This window comes from Ramlibacter sp. P4_H7 (assembly GCF_056400765.1).
This window is the reverse complement of record NZ_JBFUKP010000001.1, coordinates 227,115-243,814: the sequence shown is the minus strand read 5'-3', so window position 1 is coordinate 243,814 and position 16,700 is coordinate 227,115. Positions and strand designations below refer to the sequence as shown.

Annotated in this window: 22 protein-coding genes; 7 read left to right on the top strand and 15 right to left on the bottom strand. The window is 68.5% G+C overall.

Annotated features, from left to right (window positions below; translation table 11 throughout):
• Nucleotides 1-20 precede the first annotated feature (20 nt).
• Nucleotides 21-398, bottom strand: a complete 378-nt coding sequence (locus AC1DSA_RS01220) for a hypothetical protein (protein WP_477885226.1) — start codon at nucleotides 396-398, stop codon at nucleotides 21-23.
• 215 nt (nucleotides 399-613) lie between these two features.
• On the opposite strand from AC1DSA_RS01220, the gene AC1DSA_RS01215 reads away from it, so the two are divergent.
• The 3 genes from AC1DSA_RS01215 to AC1DSA_RS01205 all read left to right on the top strand — a co-directional run bounded on the left by AC1DSA_RS01215 (nucleotide 614) and on the right by AC1DSA_RS01205 (nucleotide 3,448).
• On the top strand, nucleotides 614-1,012 hold the full coding sequence (locus tag AC1DSA_RS01215) for a VOC family protein (protein WP_477885224.1): 399 nt from the start codon (nucleotides 614-616) through the stop codon (nucleotides 1,010-1,012).
• Nucleotides 1,013-1,047: 35 nt separating this feature from the next.
• A complete protein-coding gene (locus AC1DSA_RS01210; RefSeq protein ID WP_477885222.1) occupies nucleotides 1,048-1,758 on the top strand; it encodes a BON domain-containing protein in 711 nt (236 codons plus the stop codon).
• Nucleotides 1,759-1,852: 94 nt separating this feature from the next.
• Entirely contained in the window at nucleotides 1,853-3,448 is a 1,596-nt protein-coding gene (locus AC1DSA_RS01205; RefSeq protein ID WP_477885220.1) for an MFS transporter, read from the top strand.
• 42 nt (nucleotides 3,449-3,490) lie between these two features.
• Here the strand turns inward: AC1DSA_RS01205 and AC1DSA_RS01200 are convergent, their stop codons facing one another.
• The 14 genes from AC1DSA_RS01200 to AC1DSA_RS01135 form a co-directional block, all read right to left on the bottom strand.
• Nucleotides 3,491-3,904 (bottom strand): RidA family protein, encoded by a 414-nt coding sequence (locus AC1DSA_RS01200; RefSeq protein WP_477885218.1) that lies wholly within the window; start codon nucleotides 3,902-3,904, stop codon nucleotides 3,491-3,493.
• Nucleotides 3,905-3,950: 46 nt separating this feature from the next.
• Nucleotides 3,951-4,400 (bottom strand): nuclear transport factor 2 family protein, encoded by a 450-nt coding sequence (locus AC1DSA_RS01195; RefSeq protein WP_477885216.1) that lies wholly within the window; start codon nucleotides 4,398-4,400, stop codon nucleotides 3,951-3,953.
• Nucleotides 4,401-4,545: 145 nt separating this feature from the next.
• Nucleotides 4,546-5,088 (bottom strand): cysteine hydrolase family protein, encoded by a 543-nt coding sequence (locus tag AC1DSA_RS01190; protein WP_477885214.1) that lies wholly within the window; start codon nucleotides 5,086-5,088, stop codon nucleotides 4,546-4,548.
• Entirely contained in the window at nucleotides 5,085-5,660 is a 576-nt protein-coding gene (locus AC1DSA_RS01185) for a dihydrofolate reductase family protein (RefSeq protein ID WP_477885212.1), read from the bottom strand. The genes AC1DSA_RS01190 and AC1DSA_RS01185 overlap by 4 nt, the downstream gene beginning before the upstream one ends.
• Before the next feature lie 10 nt (nucleotides 5,661-5,670).
• Nucleotides 5,671-5,901, bottom strand: coding sequence for a GDCCVxC domain-containing (seleno)protein (locus tag AC1DSA_RS01180; protein ID WP_477885210.1), 231 nt, complete (start codon nucleotides 5,899-5,901; stop codon nucleotides 5,671-5,673).
• On the bottom strand, nucleotides 5,879-6,529 hold the full coding sequence (locus tag AC1DSA_RS01175; RefSeq protein WP_477885208.1) for an SAM-dependent methyltransferase: 651 nt from the start codon (nucleotides 6,527-6,529) through the stop codon (nucleotides 5,879-5,881). Before AC1DSA_RS01175 ends, AC1DSA_RS01180 begins: the two co-directional genes overlap by 23 nt.
• A gap of 57 nt (nucleotides 6,530-6,586) precedes the next feature.
• Nucleotides 6,587-6,988 carry a methyltransferase family protein gene (locus tag AC1DSA_RS01170; RefSeq protein WP_477885207.1) on the bottom strand — a complete coding sequence of 134 codons (402 nt, stop codon included), beginning with the start codon at nucleotides 6,986-6,988 and terminating at the stop codon, nucleotides 6,587-6,589.
• A gap of 219 nt (nucleotides 6,989-7,207) precedes the next feature.
• The gene (locus AC1DSA_RS01165; RefSeq protein ID WP_477885205.1) at nucleotides 7,208-7,672 is read right to left on the bottom strand and encodes a GFA family protein; all 465 of its coding nucleotides are present in this window, start codon (nucleotides 7,670-7,672) and stop codon (nucleotides 7,208-7,210) included.
• 134 nt (nucleotides 7,673-7,806) lie between these two features.
• On the bottom strand, nucleotides 7,807-8,220 hold the full coding sequence (locus AC1DSA_RS01160) for a DoxX family protein (RefSeq protein WP_477885203.1): 414 nt from the start codon (nucleotides 8,218-8,220) through the stop codon (nucleotides 7,807-7,809).
• A 22-nt stretch (nucleotides 8,221-8,242) separates the two neighbouring features.
• Complete coding sequence (locus AC1DSA_RS01155) at nucleotides 8,243-8,818, bottom strand: NADPH-dependent FMN reductase (protein ID WP_477885201.1); 576 nt, start codon at nucleotides 8,816-8,818, stop codon at nucleotides 8,243-8,245.
• Between the two features lie 375 nt (nucleotides 8,819-9,193).
• Nucleotides 9,194-9,706, bottom strand: a complete 513-nt coding sequence (locus AC1DSA_RS01150; protein WP_477885199.1) for an MOSC domain-containing protein — start codon at nucleotides 9,704-9,706, stop codon at nucleotides 9,194-9,196.
• A 20-nt stretch (nucleotides 9,707-9,726) separates the two neighbouring features.
• Nucleotides 9,727-10,548: a metal-dependent hydrolase gene (locus AC1DSA_RS01145; RefSeq protein ID WP_477885197.1), complete on the bottom strand. Its 822-nt coding sequence runs from the start codon at nucleotides 10,546-10,548 to the stop codon at nucleotides 9,727-9,729.
• A 21-nt stretch (nucleotides 10,549-10,569) separates the two neighbouring features.
• Nucleotides 10,570-11,577 (bottom strand): Bug family tripartite tricarboxylate transporter substrate binding protein, encoded by a 1,008-nt coding sequence (locus AC1DSA_RS01140; protein WP_477885195.1) that lies wholly within the window; start codon nucleotides 11,575-11,577, stop codon nucleotides 10,570-10,572.
• Nucleotides 11,578-11,616: 39 nt separating this feature from the next.
• Nucleotides 11,617-12,123 (bottom strand): nucleoside 2-deoxyribosyltransferase, encoded by a 507-nt coding sequence (locus tag AC1DSA_RS01135; protein WP_477885194.1) that lies wholly within the window; start codon nucleotides 12,121-12,123, stop codon nucleotides 11,617-11,619.
• 50 nt (nucleotides 12,124-12,173) lie between these two features.
• Between AC1DSA_RS01135 and AC1DSA_RS01130 the strand changes: the two genes are divergently transcribed.
• The 4 genes from AC1DSA_RS01130 to AC1DSA_RS01115 all read left to right on the top strand — a co-directional run bounded on the left by AC1DSA_RS01130 (nucleotide 12,174) and on the right by AC1DSA_RS01115 (nucleotide 16,330).
• On the top strand, nucleotides 12,174-12,863 hold the full coding sequence (locus AC1DSA_RS01130; RefSeq protein WP_477885192.1) for a response regulator transcription factor: 690 nt from the start codon (nucleotides 12,174-12,176) through the stop codon (nucleotides 12,861-12,863).
• Nucleotides 12,860-14,278 (top strand): sensor histidine kinase, encoded by a 1,419-nt coding sequence (locus AC1DSA_RS01125; RefSeq protein WP_477885190.1) that lies wholly within the window; start codon nucleotides 12,860-12,862, stop codon nucleotides 14,276-14,278. Before AC1DSA_RS01130 ends, AC1DSA_RS01125 begins: the two co-directional genes overlap by 4 nt.
• A 92-nt stretch (nucleotides 14,279-14,370) precedes the next feature.
• Nucleotides 14,371-14,796, top strand: a complete 426-nt coding sequence (locus AC1DSA_RS01120) for a tripartite tricarboxylate transporter TctB family protein (protein WP_477885188.1) — start codon at nucleotides 14,371-14,373, stop codon at nucleotides 14,794-14,796.
• A gap of 1 nt (nucleotide 14,797) precedes the next feature.
• Nucleotides 14,798-16,330 carry a tripartite tricarboxylate transporter permease gene (locus AC1DSA_RS01115; RefSeq protein ID WP_477885186.1) on the top strand — a complete coding sequence of 511 codons (1,533 nt, stop codon included), beginning with the start codon at nucleotides 14,798-14,800 and terminating at the stop codon, nucleotides 16,328-16,330.
• The last annotated feature ends 370 nt before the right edge of the window (nucleotides 16,331-16,700 follow it).

The window sequence follows — 16,700 nt, the reverse complement described above, 5'->3', positions numbered from 1 at the left end:
TCGGCCATTCGATGGAGGTGTCAGGCCTCATTGCTCCGCTTGGGCAAAGCTAGAAGCAATAGCCAACTCCCGAGCAACAGCGCGAGTACAAGGAAATTATGGTATCGACCCAACAGTTCAGTCGTGTGCGGCCCCATGCATGCGTTTCGCGGTGCAAGCAAAGCAACGACGGAATAGTAGCTGCAGTGGTCGTCGGCATCGACCAGAGCCAATGAGCCTATGACGTACAAGAGGTTCGAAATCGCCCGACCTGCTCGCGCTCCGGCCATGTTGATGGCGCGGCATGACCAGGCATGGACCCCTACGTGAACGATCGCCAAAATGGGCGCAGCCAACACCATGCCTGAAAGGACGAAGAACCAGCCTCCGGTCTTGTACTGGATTGCGACGGCGACCATTGCGACACCGGCAGCCAGGATGACTGCGCGAGTGCATTGACGTGACGCTGTAGGCATTGCAGATGGACAGTGGCGCGGGATGAGGATTGATGCCTAACGTAGACCGCAACTGACGGGCGGCATGAGTCACAGCGGCCACCTCAGCCTGAAACTCCCGACTTCACCGACGGCTCCAACTGAAAGCGTGCCGAAGTGTTCCGGCACAGGAGTCATCGATGAAGCTGAATGCATTCATGGTTCGATACATTGTGCATGACGTCGACGCAGCGGTCGCGTTCTACACCAGGCACCTTGGCTTTCATGTCGCAGCGCAATCGGGCCCTTATTTCGCGCTTCTCGAGCGGGAAAACCTGCAGCTCGTGCTGAGTCCGCCGAAGGGCCCGGGTGGCGGGTCGCAACCGACGCCCGGCGGCAGCCGACCCGAGCCGGGTGGATGGAATCGCCTGGTCATTCGCAGCAACGGGCTGGAAGCCGAAGTCGAGGCGCTCAGCAAAGCCGACGTCAAGTTTCGCAACGACATCGTGGGGGGTCCGGGCGGCCGGCAGATCCTGCTGGAAGATCCGTCGGGCAATCTCGTGGAGCTGTTCGAGCCGGCGGCCGAGGGTTCGACATAGCAGCCTCACCGGTCCACCCCAGAACAGGAAAGCGCATGACTTCCGCGCCCTTGGCCCTGCGCGGTGCGACCCTCGTCGTCGCCCTGGCTGCCGGCTTGCTGCTCTCGGCCTGCGCCCAGATGCTCATCAGCGGCGCGACGATGGGCGCCACGGCGATGTACACCGATCGCCGCACTTCAGGCATGCAGGTCGAGGACCAGACCGTCGAGTTCAAGGCGTCCAGCCGTGTGCACGACACCCTCGGTGACCGTGGCCGTGTCACCGTCACCAGCTACAACCGCGTCGTCCTGATCACCGGCGAAGTTCCCCTCGAGGCCGATCGCGCCGCCGTCGAGCAGGCCGTGGCGCGGGTGGAAGGGGTGCGTTCGACCGTCAATCAACTCGCCGTGATGCCGGCATCGGCGGTGTCCAACCGCCTCAACGATCTCATGCTGGTCGGCAAGATCAAGGCGACCTACGTCGATGCCAAGGACCTGCAGGTCAATGCCTTCAAGGTCGTCGTCGATCGAAGCACGGCGTACCTGATGGGTCGTGTCACGGAACGCGAAGCGGCGCGCGCCACCGATCTCGCACGCAGGATCCCCGGCGTGCAGAAGGTGGTGAGGATCTTCAACATCGTCAGCGACGCGGAGCTGGCAGGCGAGCGTCCGGCCAACGTCCAGGCGCCGCCGAAGACCGTCCAATCGGCGCCGGTGCCCGGCGAACCGGTGCAACCCTCGCCCGCGCAACCCTCGCCCGTGCACTGAGCGAGCCCTGGGGCAGGCCCGGGCGCCGCGAATGAATCATCCGCGCGACATGGCCGCCACCCGGCGACCCCAAAATCCGGCACCATCCCCCTGGATGGCTTCCGCATCCGCACCTGCATCCCACTCCCTCTGGTCGGCCCTGCGCCAGCCCGCCTTCCGCGGCCTGTGGGCCGGCAGCGCCATCTACTTCACCGGCAACGCCATGCAGGTCATGGCGGCTTCGTGGCTGATGGTGGAACTCACGGGCTCGTCCTTCCTGGCGGCCCTGGTGCAGACGGCGGTGTTCTTCCCGATGTTCCTGCTCGCGCTGCCCGCGGGCGTGCTGGCCGACACCACGGACCGGCGGCGGCTCATCGTGACGGCGCTGGGGGTGCAGTCGGGCATCGTGATCGTGCTGTCGCTGCTCGCCCTGCTCGGGTGGGCCGGTCCGGCGACCCTGCTGCTGTTCACGTTCGCCGCCGGCTGCTGCACGGCGCTGCTGTCGCCGGCCTGGAACACCAGCGTGGCGGACACGGTGCCGCGCGAGGACATGCCGCAGGCCATCACCGCGATGTCGATCGCTTGGAACAGCGCGCGGGCGCTGGGCCCTTCGATCGCCGGCTTCGTGTTCGCCGGGTTCGGCGCGGGCTGGGTGTTCGCCATCGCGGTGGCCAGCGCGCTCGTGATGATGCAGGCGGTGCGGCGCTGGCCGCCCGCCGCGCACAAGAAGTCGCCGCTGCCGCCCGAGCGCCTGTGGAGCGGCACCGTCGCCGGGCTGCGCTATGCGCGCCATTCGCCGGTGATCCTGGCGCAGTTGCTGCGCACCGTCGCCTACAGCGGCGCGGGGTCGGCCCTGTGGGCGCTGCTGCCCGCCATCGCGGCGCAGCAGCTCAAGCTGGGCGCCACCGGCTTCGGCTTCCTCATGGGTTGCCTGGGCACCGGCGCGGTCGCCGCGGGGCTGGTGCTGGGCAGGCTGCGCGCGCGCCTGGGCATGGAGCGGCTGGTGGCCATCGGCTGCCTGGTGTTCGGCGCGGTGATGCTGATCGCGGCCTTCGTGCGCATTCCCGCCGTGGTGTTCGTGGCGCTGGCCATCGGCGGCGCGGCCTGGATGGCGGTGATGGCCACCTTCAACACGGCCACGCAGTCGAGCGCGCCGCCCTGGGTGCGCTCGCGCGCGGTGGCGCTGCACACGCTCAGCGCGCTCGGTTCGTTCGCCATCGGCTCGGCTTTCTGGGGCGCGGTGTCGGCGGCCGCCGGGCTGGCGCTGGCGCTCAGCCTCGCGGCGCTGGTGCTCGTCGCGGGCATCGTGCTCGCGCGCTGGTTCCCGCTGCGCATGGGCGACGCGCAGGAGATCACGCCGGTGGCGCTGTGGGAAGACCTGTCCATCCACGACCAGCCACTGCCCGAGGACGGCCCGGTGTCGGTGGAGGTGGCCTATCGCATCCGCCCCGGCGAGGCCGAGGAGTTCCTGCATGCCGTGGGCCAGCTGCGCGCCACGCGGCGGCGCGACGGCGCCACGCTGTGGCGGGTGTACCGCGACCTGGGCGATCCGTCCCGCTACGTGGAGCGCTTCATCGTCGCTTCGTGGGCCGACTACCTGCACCAGCGCGCGCGGGCGACCCTGGCCGACGAGGAGGTGGAGGCGCGCGTGCGCGAATTCCTGCGTGAGGGCGAGGCCGTCACCACGCAGCATTACATCGCGGAGCGCTGAACGGCGTTCGCCGAGGCTCTGCCCGTGCGACCACGCAATGGCTCACAGCCAGGAATGCCGGACGCCCGGATCGCTCTCCTCTGGCTTGAACGCGATGACTTCGATTTCGATCCTGGTGCCGACCATGTTGGTCGCCTGGATCGTGGAACGGGCGGGCCGTGGGCCGGGAAAGAACTCGGCGTAGACGCGATTGAAGTCGCCGAAGTCGCGCGCGTCGTGCAGCCAGACGGTGACCTTCGCCACGTCGGCAAGCGTGCATCCGGCCAATGCCAGGGCATGGGCGACATTCTTCATCGCCTGCCGGGTGTGCGCTTCGATCCCGCCCTCGACGAGGACGCCATTGTCGTCCCGGGCGACCTGGCCGGAAACGAAGACGAAGTCACCGGCACGCGTGGCGACGGAGCGTGGCAGTGCCTGGGTGGCGACGTTGCTCTCGTCGAAGAACTGGATCGTCATGGTGTCCGCCTCCGCACTCCGCTGGCCGTCGCCAGCATGCCTGTCGCTAGGTCGCCCGCGTCACCTGCCAGGCGATGACCTTCCAATTGCCGTTCTGCCTGATCCAGACCACCGTCCTGCGCAGGTCGGTCGGCGGAAACGCCTGTCCGCTGAGCGATCCCTTGAACGTGATCAGGAAGCTGACGACCACCGTGTCGCCGTACACACGGATCTTTCTTTCGCGGACGTCGATGGACTCGTACTTCAGGGCGCCGGACCTGAGGTCCGCGAGCTCCTGTTCCTTGGTGAACACCTTGCCGTTGCCGTGGACGATCGTGGCATCTTCGGCGTAGTACTTCTCGTAGAAGGCGGTGTCGTCCTTGAGATTCGCCTGGATCATCTGGTCGGAGAGCGCCGAGATCTGTTGCTCGACACTTCCGCCCTGACCCAGTGCAAGTGGTGCCGCGAGCAGGCAGGCGGACAGCAGCACCACACGACGGAGATTCCATGTTCTCATCGCGTACCCCTTTCAGGGAATGATGTGGACCGTGACTTCCGGCGCCCGCCTTATAGCACGACATTTCCGCGCGTAGTCCGATTCTCCTGCTCTTCAACGGCGGCGAAGATTCGACATCCCCACCCTGCCTCGGCTCCATGAAGCCTCACGTCGCTGCAACCTGAAATTCGTCCGCAAGCACGGTCCTCACCCGCGGCCCGAAGCTCGAGATGTTCGTCAGCGTGGCGTTGTGGTGCGCGATGACCTGCAGGGGTGAAATCGCCTCGTTGCCCGCCGACGTGTGGCCGTCGGCGATGAGCACGACCGGATAGCCGAGCGCGAGCGCCTTGCGCGTCGTCGTGTCCACGCAGAATTCGCTGTGCATACCGCAGACCACCAGCTCCTGGACGCCGCGCGCCTGCAGCAGCGCAAGGAGGTCCGTTCCCAGAAAGGCGTCGGGCGTCGTCTTCCGGACGCGCAAGTCGGTTGGCTCCGCCTGCACGCGTGTTGCCAGTTGCCAGTCAGCAGAGCCGTGCTCCAGGTATCCGCTGCGTGACTCGTGTTGAATGAAGACCACCGGGACACCCGACGCCCGCGCGCGACGCGTGACCGAGTTGATGCGATCGATGGTCCCCGCGCAGTCATGTGCGGCTTGTGCGCCAACGCAGAGTCCCTGCTGGACATCGATCACGAGAACAGCGGTCTTCATGACGCGGCACCTTCGGCACCAGGCGTAGGCAACTGGTAGCGCAGTTCCGCAAAGCCGGTGCCGACTTGCCGCACGGACGTCAGCTTCCAGGGCGGGCTGGTGACGCGGCGAGGAAAGAGCGGCTTGCCTTTCCCGAGCGTGACCGACGCGACCTGGACGATCGCCTCATCGAGAAGGCCTGCATCGAAGAACTGCCCGGCCAGGTCGCCGCCCCCGACGATCCAGATGTTCCTGGTGCCGGCGGCTTGAGCCATGTCGGCATGCACGGGCCGGACGTCACCCTGGACGAAGCGAACATCGGCGCCGTCGATGGCGGCCAGCTTGCGGTGCGTGAACACCCAGGCGGGCTGCGTGTAGGGCCACCGGGAGCCGGTCTGCGCGGCGACCTTCGCGGCATGGCGCAGCATCCACTCGTAGGTGGACGACCCCATGGCCAATGCGCCCACCTGGGCGATGAACGCGGGGTAGCTGGTGTCGGCGATGTCTCCGAGGGGAAACAGCCACTCCAGCGAATCGTCTTCGGTGGCGATGAAGCCATCGAGGCTGGTCGCCGTGTAGTACTGGGTCTTCATGTCGGGAGTTTCACTCTGCCTCCTTGCGACAGCAAGACGACCCTGTCCCTTGCACCGGCGGGCATTTCACCGACCCGTACGAGCAGAAGACGCAACAGTCGCCGGCCTTCGGGCGCAGCATGGCCTGGCACCCGGCGCATTGGTGGAAGTACACGCAGGCGTCGGTCGGCATCACCTCGACCGACACGAAGCCGCAGTAAGGGCATGTCAACGTCGATTCAAGGACGGGAAGGGTTTGCATTGCGTGTCACGCGCCGTTCGGGGCGCTCCTCATCGGGTTTGCGGGCGACCACCGTCTCGAAGACCTTGCGCGTGCCGCCCGGCGCGGCGAATTCCTGCCGTTCGCCCGAGATCAGCTGCCAGCCGGCAAACCGATCGCTCACCTGATCCCGCTTGAACAGACAGTAGTCATCAGGTGAAAACATGTCCATGAAGGTCGTCCCTTCCACCAGGACATTCACGATCGCCACCCCGCCGGGGCGGACATGGGCCTGCAGGTGCGAGAGCTGCGCCAGGGCGGTGGGACAGTCGAAGAACATGAGCAGGCCGATGCACGCCACCGCGTCGAAGTGTTCCGTGAGGGCATGCGTGCGCAAGTCCGCGACGGCGGCGCGAAGGGGCAGGCCTTCGCGTGCCGCGACCTCGCGGAGATGGTCGATCGCCGTTGCACTGGCATCCAGGGCGAGCACCTTGCAGCCGCGCCGGGCGGCCTCCACAGCCAGGTTGCCCAGCCCGCAGCCGTAGTCCAGCACCGCGCCGTGCAGATGGGGGAGGGCGGCGGCCTCGAAAGGATTCAACGCGTGGTCGCCGGCTGCAACCTGGCGGCGGAACTGTTCGTCGAAGAACCGAACGCTGGGGTTCCTGTCCATGACGAGGCAGTGTACGCGGCGGCATCGCGGGGAGCCCCGTGCACGTGGCGGCAGGCCTCAGAGCCAGCGGCGCGTGCGCATCCGGTACCGGAGGTAGGTCTCTCCGAACTTGGCCGTGAGCGCCCTTTCCTCCGGGTGGATCTGGAAGCGGGTGACGTACGCGATGAAGACCAGCGGGCCGAGCCACACGGCCGGCGAATCGAGCCTGACCGCGTAGGCCACCAGCAGGAGAAGCAGGCTCAGGTACATCGGATTGCGGGACAGCCGGAACACGCCTCCCGTGACCAGGTTGCGGGCCTTGGTGGGGTCGAGCGGATTCATGGTGGTGCGTGCGAGCAGCATCGAGGTCACGGCGGCCACCGCCACCACGGCGCTTGTCTGCGCGATGCCCAGCCCCAGGACCATGCGCAGCGCCGTGGCGTCGATGGCCACGCCCGATGCCGTCGCATAGAACTTCATGGTTGCGCCTGCTGCGGCGGCGATGACGGGTGCGGGGATTTTCGTTTCGATGAAGCGCACAACTGGACTCTGAGGGCTGGTGTTTGCGTGGCGGGCCGCCGGACTTTGCAGGATTCTGCCAAGCAATGGAGCACGCCCGGCAGGCGCTCAGGAAATCTTGCGGCCTGGCGAGATCCGAGGTGCGGCATGGGCGCCAGTGGCATGCAGGTTCCGCGGATCTCAGGTTGGGGCCGCATCGGCCGGAAGCGGGGTGGCGTCACCGCGCTGAACGAACCGAACGCTGGGGATCCAGCCGCGCGCCCGGCGCGCCAGGCGCGCGGCTTCGTCTTCGCCGTCGAAATTCGCAGTGGCGCGCCGCAGCAGCGCAGGATCCAGGCCCTCGAAGGTGTTCACGTTGACCACGGCGTAGGTCTTCCCACCGATCTCGCTGGTGACGACGGGGACGGCGCCGCACACGGCGCAGATGTGGAACGTGGCGGTCTTCGTTCCGAAGGCGTAGTGGCTCACGCGCGAAGGATCGCCCACCTCGACGGCAAGGCTTCCGGTCGGACACGAAGTCCAGACCCCTCCATGCTTCTGGCAGAACGTGCAGCCGCAAGCGCGCGCCGGCACTTCGTTCGGCTCCGGCTGCCAGTCGAGCCGGAACTTGATGTTGCCGCAGTGACAGGAGCCTTGGATGCGCATGGCAGTCGGACCAGGTGGGTGGATGTTAGACGGCATCCGGCGCTTCCTGCACCAGGTATGGGCGCAGGAGGTTGACCGCGCCTTCCAGGTGTCGCGTGCGCACCCCAGGTGACAGGCGACCTGGCATCGCCGCGTCAGGCTTCCCTTGGCCAGGGCGAGTGCAGGAGCACGGCGGCGCCGTCCCCCAGGAGGAACAGCACGAACAGCGCCGCCGCCCAGAAAGCGGGAAACTCCCAGCCGCCGTCCGTGTTGCTGAACAGCCAGCCCTTCCTGCCGTGCACCGTCACGATCGTCCCCAGCATCAGCGGCACCAGCAGCAGGGCCACCACGCGGGGCCAGATCCCCAGCAGCAGGCAGGCCGCGCCCCCGAGTTCCGCCGCGATGGTGAGGTAGGCGAACCAGCCCGGCAGGCCGAGCGACTCGAAGTACTTCACGGTGCCGGGGATGGTGAACACGCGCACCTTGAGCATGGCGTGCGCGAAGAAGAGCGCGGCGAGGCACAGCCGCAGCAGCAGGGCGGCGTAAGGGGCAAGCTGGCTGTCGATCATGGCTCTTCTCCGGTGCGGGGGCTCAGGCCGGCTTGCGCGGTAGCACCGTGAGCACGCGCTCGATGAAGGACTGCAGCTCGGTCATGTAGTTGCGCAGGAATTCCGCCGTGCCCTCGTCGGACACCTCGCCCTCGGCGCTGATCAGGCCCGGCTTGAAGTGGATGTAGGCCTCGACGTTGTTCATCAGCGGCGAATTGCAGAAGCACAGCACGCCGCGCAACTGGCTCTGTGCGACCGCGGTGCCGATGGAGCCGGGCGAGGTGCCGATCACCCCCGAAGGTTTGCGCGCGAACGAGTTCTGGCCCCAGGGCCGGCTGGCCCAGTCGATCGCGTTCTTCAGGCCGCCGGGGATCGAGCGGTTGTATTCGGGCGTGACGAACAGGACCGCGTCGCAGTCGGCGATCGCCTTCTTGAAGGCGCGCGCCACCGGCGGGTAGTCGGCGTCGTAGTCCTGGCTGTAGAGCGGCAGGTCGCGGATCGGAATCTCGACCAGTTGCAGATCCGGCGGTGCCAGCTTGGACAGCGCCTTGGCCAGCAGGCGGTTGATCGACGTGGAAGACAGGCTTCCGACCAGGTATCCGACTTTGTAGCTTGCCATGGGGACTCCTTGTGCCTTGGTGACTGGACGCGCCACCTCGACCGCAGGGACAGCCATCGGTTCGACGGCGGGGCCAACGCCCGCACGGGCCAGCGGCGAGAGGGCGGCACCAGCATAGTCTTCCTGCGTGCGGCAGAAGCTCGACTTCACTCTCGATCTCCACGGGAATCTCGACGGGAAGCTCGGCCATGCCCACTGCACTGCGCGCGTGAGCGCCGCGCCGAGGGCCGAACACGTCGAGGATGAGCTCCTGCCGGACACCCTCGTCCACCAAGCGATGCGCTCCAGGCTGCCGAGCTCGCGCTTCAGGCTGCCCAGTGTTCTCGCCAGGAAATGTTTTCGGCCGCACCTTCGCCACGCAGTCGGCCGCCCTCGCTACACCCCCACCCCGCACCGCACCCCATCCCCCACCGCCAGCCTGCCGCCTTGCAGCACGCGTGCCGTCACGCCGCCGTGACCGCGCAACGCGTTGTACGCGCCCGCGCCCAGGCGCTCTTCCATCTTGGAGCAGGGCTCGCAGGGGCCCGAGATTTCCAGCACCACCTGGTCGCCGATGCGCAGGTGCAGCGGCCGGTCGGCGAACAGCGTGCGCGCGGCCAGCAGGTTGAGTCCGGACACCACCAGGTTGCGCCGCAGGTCCGCGGCGTCGATCGCGTTTCGTTGCAGCAGGGTCGCAATCACCGGCAGGTGCTCGGCCTGCAGCAGCGTCACCTGGCGCTTGCCGCCGCGCCGGCCGCTCACCTTGCGGTCGCCTTCCAGGCCGAGTCCTTCCAGTGCTTGCACTTCCTGCACGGCCTGGGCCGGAACGCCGCGCGCAGGGCGCAGGAAGATCGCTTCGAGGCGGCCGGCGAAGGGGAATTCCGCGGAGAGGCTGCGCAGGTCCTGCATGGGCGCGGCGAGTCGATTCTTCAGAAGCTCGCCTTCTCCCCGGGCTTGAGTGGCAGCACGCGGGTGGGTGTCTCGCCCAGCGCCCGCACGAACTCCTCCGGCGTGCCCCTGCCCAGCGGGTTGGCGCCGTAGTGCATGGGGATCACGAAGCGCGGCTTGATCCATTCGCGCGTGGCATGCGCCGCATCCGGTGGCGCCATGGTGAAGTGGCCGCCGATGGGCATCAGCACCAGGTCCGGCTTGTAGTACTCGGCGATGAAGCGCATGTCGCCGAACAGGCCCGTGTCGCCCATGTGCCAGATGCGGAAACCGTTCTCCAGTTCGATGATGAAGCCCACGGGCTCGCCGCCCGGATGCACTTCGTCCTTGCCGGTCGCCGGGTTCTTCCACACGAGGATGGACGAGTGTTCCGCGTGCACCGCGGTCACCTTGATGCCCGGCGCGGGCGTGATGGTGCCGCCCTTGTTGAAGCGCGGCACCAGGTTGGCGGGCAGGATGCCCAGCAGGCCGACGGTCTGGTTCATGTCGCCGGGCGCGTGCATGGGCACCTGGTGCATCACGGCCAGCGCAGGCGCGTCGGCGAAGTGGTCGAAGTGCCCGTGCGTCACCAGCAGCACGTCGATCTTGCCCAGGGCTTCCAGGTTCTTGTATTCGGGCGGCGTCAGCGGGTTCAGCCGCAGCCAGGGATCGGTCACGATCACCTTGCCGCCGGGCGTCGTGATGCGGAAGGCCGATTGCCCGAGCCACAGCACCTCGGTCTTGCCGGCCGGCGCCTGCGCGCTGACGGCGACATGCAGCAGGGCCAGGAGGCCGGCCAGCAGCCCATGGGCGAGTGTCCTCATTCGTCGTTCTCCTGGTGGCGGTCAGTCGACGGTGATGCGCGCGTTGCGCACCACCTTGTCCCAGCGCGGGATCTCGCGCGCGATCAGCGCGCCGAAGGCCTGCGGCGTGGCCGGCGTCGGCTCCGCGCCCTCGGCGGCGAGCCGCGCGCGCACCTCCTCGGAAGCCAGCGCCTTGTTCACGTGCTGGTTCAGCAGCGCCACGATGTCGGCGGGCGTGCCGGCCGGCGCGACCAGGCCGTACCACTGGTCCGCCTCGAAACCGGCGGTGCCGGGCAGGCCGCTCTCGGCCACGGTCGGCACGTCGGGCAGCACCGCGAGTCGCTTCGCGCTGGACACCGCCAGCGCGCGGATCTTGCCGGCCCTGATGTGCGGCAGCAGCGCCGGCACGCCGGTGAACAGCACCTGCACCTGGCCGGCCAGCAGGTCGGACACCGAGGGCGCCGTGCCGCGGTAAGGGATGTGCAGGAAGGACGTGCCCGTCTGCATCTTGAAGTACTCCATGGTGGTGTGCGCCGCGCTGCCGTTGCCGCCCGAGCCGTAGGCCAGGCTGCCCGGCTTGGTCTTGCCCAGCGCCACCAGTTCATGCAGGTTGCGGGCGTGCACCGACGCATTGACCACCAGCACGTTGGGCACGCGCGCCACCCAGGCCACCGGCGTGAACTCGCGCAGCGGGTCGTACCCGAGCTTGGGGTACACGGCCGGATTGATCGCCAGCGTGCCGGTGTGTCCCATCAGCAATGTGTACCCGTCCGGGACCGACTTCGCGGCCTTCTCGGCGCCCAGCGAACCGCCGGCGCCGGGCACGTTGTCGATCAGCACCGGCTGGTGCAGCATGCGCGAGAGTTCGACGCCGATGGCGCGGGCCAGCACGTCGCTGGAGCCGCCGGGCGTGAAGGGCACCACGATGCGGATCGGGCGCGTGGGATAGGCCTGGGCGCGGGCCGGCAGCGCGAAACCCAGCGCGCAGCCTGCCGCTGCGAGCAGGGCCTGCCTGCGGGCGGGAGAGCGCGGGGAGGGGCGGGCTTGCATCGTGGGTCGGCGTCGTGTTGGGGGAGGGGCTTCCTTTTTTCAGCTTAACGCACGCAGGGCCTGCAGCGCCTCGCCCAGGCCGCCCACCACGATGCGGCACGGCACGCCCAGCATCAGGTTCAGGGGCAGGCCGAATTCCTCCAGCTGCCAGCCCGCCGCATCGACCAGGCCGTCGCCCACCGCGTGCGGATGCCGCTGCCGGATGCGCTCGGCGAAGCTGCCGGACTCGGGCACGTAGCCGACCACCGGCTTGCCCAGCGCGATCGCGTAGCCCACTTCGAAGCAGGTGCCGCTGTCCGGCTCCGGGCCGCGGAAGAATTCCAGGTTGGCCAGCACCGCGTCGCAGGCGGCGATGTGCGCGATGTTGGCCTGGTAGATGTGGCGGGCCAGCGCCTGCGGGGGCAGCCCCGTGGGCAGTGCGCTTTCGAGGGGGAACACGGCCTCGAAGCCGTGTTGGGCGCACAGCGCCACGACGCGGCGGCCGTGCTCGGCGGCGTCGGGCCGGAACACGTCGGGTCCGGCCAGGTAGATGCGTTGGAAGCTCACGCAGCGCATTGTGCGTGCTTGCGGTCAGGTCGGGCCGCTACCATCGCGCCATGCGAATCCTGCTGGTCGAAGACGATGCGGTCCTGCGTGACGTGATGCTGCGGCGCCTGCGCGAGGAGGGCCACCGCGTGGACGAAGCCGCCACGCTGGAGCTTGCCGACCACCTGTGGCGGGTGCAGGCCTTCGACGTGGTGCTGCTGGACCTGAACCTGCCGCTCAGCGACCGCGCGCACGCCGGGCTGGGCAGCGGGCTGACCCTGCTGCGCGCCGCCCGCTCGCGCGGCGACCGCACGCCGGTGCTGGTGCTCACCGCGCGCAACCGCACCGACGAGCGCATCGCCGGCTTGAACGCCGGCGCCGACGATTACCTGGGCAAGCCCTTCGACCTGGACGAGGTCGAGGCGCGGCTGCGCGCCCTGGTGCGGCGGGCCGCGGGCAGCAGCGACCGGGTCGCCGTCGGCCACCTCGCGCTGGACCGCGCGGCGCGCAAGTTCGAGCTGCAGGGCCAGCTGCTGGAGCTGCCCGCGCGCGAGTTCGAGGTGCTGTGGGAGCTGATGACGCCGCCCGGGCGCGTGTGCAGCAAGCGCGAGCTGTCGGCCAAGCTGTCCGACCTGGACGAGCTCTTGCCCGACAACGCGCTGGAGGCCTTCATCTCGCGCCTGCGCAAGAAGCTGGCCGGCTCCGGCGCGCAGATCCGCACGCTGCGCGGGCTCGGCTACCTGGTGGAGCCGCAGGAGTGAGCCTGCCCGTGCCGCCCACCCTGGGCCGGCGCCTGCTGCGAACGGTGCTGCTGCCGCTGGCGCTCACCTGGCTGGCCGGCACGGTGGTGTCGCTGGCGGTGGCGCAGTACTTCGCGCAGCGCGCCTTCGACCGCTCGCTGCTGGACGACGCCTACCTGCTGGCGGCGCACGTGCACGAGGTGGGCGGCCGGCTGCAGCTGGACCTGACGCCGGACGAAGTCAAGCGCGTGCTGTTCGACCAGGCCGAGACCCTGTACTTCAGCGTGCGCGGACCGGACGGCGTGCTGCTCGCCGGCGAGCAGGACCTGCGCGTGCCGGCGCCCCCGGCGGACCGCGCGTTCCACTTCGAGCACGTCGGCTTCGCGGGCCGCCTGCTGCGCGCGGTGGCCCTGCGCAGCGACACGCCCGCGCGCTTCGAGGTGACGGTGGCCGAGACCACCAGTTCGCGCGATGCCGAGCTGCGGCAGCTGCTGCTGTATTCGCTGCTGCCGCAGATCGTGCTGCTGGCGCTGCTGGCGGCCTGGCTGCACCGCTCGATCCGGCGCGACGTGCAACCGCTCGCCACGCTGCGCAGTGCACTGGAGGACCGCGGCTCGCACGACCTGGCGCCGCTGCCGGCGGAGGCCTCGACACTGGACGTGCAGTCGCTCGCGACCGCCATCAACGGGCTGCTGCAGCGGCTGGAACGCAGCATCCGCGCGCAGAAGGAATTCGCCGGCAACGTGGCGCACGAGATGCGCACGCCGCTGGCGGGCATCCGCGCGCTGGCGGACTATGGGCTGCGGCACGACGACCCGGCGGTGTGGCGCGCGCAGCTCGCCTCCATCGCCGCGAGCGAGATCCGCGCGACGTCGCTGATCGACCGGCTGCTGGCGGTGGCGCTGGCCGCCGAGGCGGAAAGCCGGCTGCTGCTGGAGCCCATCGCGCTGGACGCCGCGGTGCGCGAGGCCGTGCTGCGCTTCCTGCGCCGCGCGGACGCGGCGGGGGTGGACCTGGGCGCGCGCGGCATCGACGCGCCGGTGTGGGTGGCGGCGGAGCCCACGCTGCTGGAAGGCATCCTGAACAACCTGATCGACAACGCACTGCGCTACGGCGCGGCCGGCCCCTCGCCGTCGATCACCGTGGCGGTGGAGCAGTCCGGCGGGCAGGTGCTGCTGTCCGTGCAGGACAACGGGCCGGGCATGCCGCAGGAGCAGCAGGTGGCGCTGGCCGCGCGCGGCACGCAGGGCGAGGCAGGCCAGTTGCTGGGCAAGGGCGTCGGCCTGGGGCTGGCGCTGGTCGCGCAGTACGCGCGCCTCATGAACGCGCGCATGGCGCTGCGCAGCGGCGAGGGCGGCCGCGGCTGGGTCTGCGAGATCGCGTTTCCGGCCATTCCGCAGCCCGGTGGCGGGCCCATGTGGTCTTCCCCTAAGTAGAAGCCACCGGGGCGCGGTCAGTTTCCGGTCAGCGGCCCCCGCCGACCATCCAGAGTCGCCGCGCATCCGCGCGCGCCGCAACCGGATGAACCATGTTGAACGACCGTAACCTGGCCCGAGGACTGTTCCTCATGGCCATCTCGCTGGCCTTCGGGCTGACGGCGCTGAAGTACCCGATCGGGGACTTCGGGCGCGCCGGCCCCGGCCTCTTCCCTGTGCTGATCAGCTCCATGCTGTTCCTGATCGGCGTCGCCACCGTGGTGCGCTCGCGTTACGTGGAAAAGCAGGTCCTGAGCCTGAACCCGCGCAACATCGGGATCATCCTGGCCAGCCTGATCGGCTTCGCGGTGGTGACCTTGCTCGTCAACATGACGGTGGCCATCGTCTTCATGGTGTTCGTGGCCACCCTGGCCGGCTCCAACTACTCGTGGAAGCGAAACGTGAAGATCTCGATCGGGCTGGTGCTCATGGCGCTGGTGTTCGCAAAACTCCTCGGCATGAACCTGCCCCTGTACTGACATGGACGTCCTGCACAACCTCGCGTTCGGCTTCTCGCACGCCCTGACGCTCCACAACCTGATGTACTGCGCCATCGGCTGCACGGTGGGCACGCTCGTCGGCCTGCTGCCCGGCCTGGGCCCGCTGGCGACGATCTCGATCCTGCTGCCGCTGACGTACTCGATCCCCACCACCGGCGCGCTGATCATGCTGGCCGGCATCTACTACGGGGCGCAGTACGGCGACAGCGTGTCGGCGATCACGATGAAGATCCCGCACGCGAGTTCCATCGTGGCCTGCATCGACGGCTACGCGATGACGCTCAAGGGCCAGACCGGCCTGGCGCTGTTCACCGCGGGCTTCTCCAGCTTCATCGGCGGCACCGTCGCCATCCTCGTGCTGGCTTGGCTCGCACCTGTGCTGGGCGAAGTCGCGTTCCTGTTCGGCCCGGCCGACTACTGCGCGCTGATGATGGTCGGCTTCGTCTGCGTGAGCTTCGTGACCACCGGCAGCCTCCTCAACGGCATGGCCATGTGCCTGATCGGCGTGCTGCTCGGACAGATCGGCACCGACGTCAACAGCGGCACGCAGCGCTTCACGATGGACCTGCCCTTCCTCGCGGACGGCATCGGCATCGTGAGCATCGCGCTGGGCTGCTTCGGCATCGCCGAGATCACCAAGAACATCGACTCGGGCGAGGAGCGATCGCCCTTCAACGGCAAGATCAAGCTGATGCCCACCTGGGCGGAGTTCAAGCGGATTTGGCCGAGTGCGCTGCGCGGCAGCGTGGTGGGCTCCTTCCTGGGCATCCTGCCCGGCGGCGGCCCCACCATCGCGCAGTTCGCGGCCTACGCCATCGACAAGAAGGTCAGCAAGTACAAGCACGAGATCGGCACCGGCTGCATCGAAGGCGTGGCCGGCCAGGCCGCAGCCGACGAGGCCGCCGCCCGCACCAGCTTCATCCCGCTGATGTCCATCGGCATCCCGGAGAACGCGGTGATGGCGCTGATGATGGCCGCCTTCATCATCAAGGGCATCCAGCCCGGCCCCAACATGATCGCCGGCCACCCCGAGCTGTTCTGGGGCTTGGTCGCCTCCATGTGGGTCGGCAACGTGTTCCTGCTGGTGCTGAACGTGCCGCTGGTGCGCTACTGGCTGTCGGTGTTCAAGGTGCCGTACAACGTGCTGTTCCCCTGCATCCTGTTCTTCTGCTGCATCGGCACGTACAGCGTCAACAACAACGTCGACGACATCTTCATCACCGCCGCCTTCGGCCTGATGGGCTACCTGATGATGCGGCTGGAACTGGACGCGGCCCCGCTGATGCTCGGCTTCATCCTCGGCCCGATGCTGGAGGAGAACTTCCGCCGCGCCCTGCTGCTGTCGCGCGGCAGCTTCGGCACCTTCTTCACGCGCCCCATCGCCGGCACGCTGATGGGCCTGATCGGCGTGTTCATCGCCTGGCAGCTGCTGGTGTTCTTCCTGCAGACACGCGAGAAGCGCGCCGCCCGCACGCGCGTGCAAGCGGCCGACACGGTCGAAGCCGGAGCTTGATCACCCCCGTGGCGGACGGCGGTCCGCCACTGTGTAAGGCCTGCCCCTTCGCGGGGGCAGGCCGCTTTTTTGAGGGAGCGCAAATCCTTGCGCACGACGCCCGGGGGTGCAACGTCGCGCACGGCCGGGTCACGGGGCGATGGCTACGGCGTTCGGCTCGCCGCTGCGCGGCGCTACCGAATCCCCCGCGCTGGAAGGTCTTGCGGCCCGGGCAACACGGAGTGGCATCGGTGCCTGTGTGGGCCGCAAAACCATCCACCGCGGGCGCCTGTGCTTTATTCGCCCCGTGACCCGGCCGTGCGCGACGTTGTGGGAACGGTCGTGGTGTGCCATCGGTGATGCGCCAGTGCTCTGACGCAAAGCTGCGCGT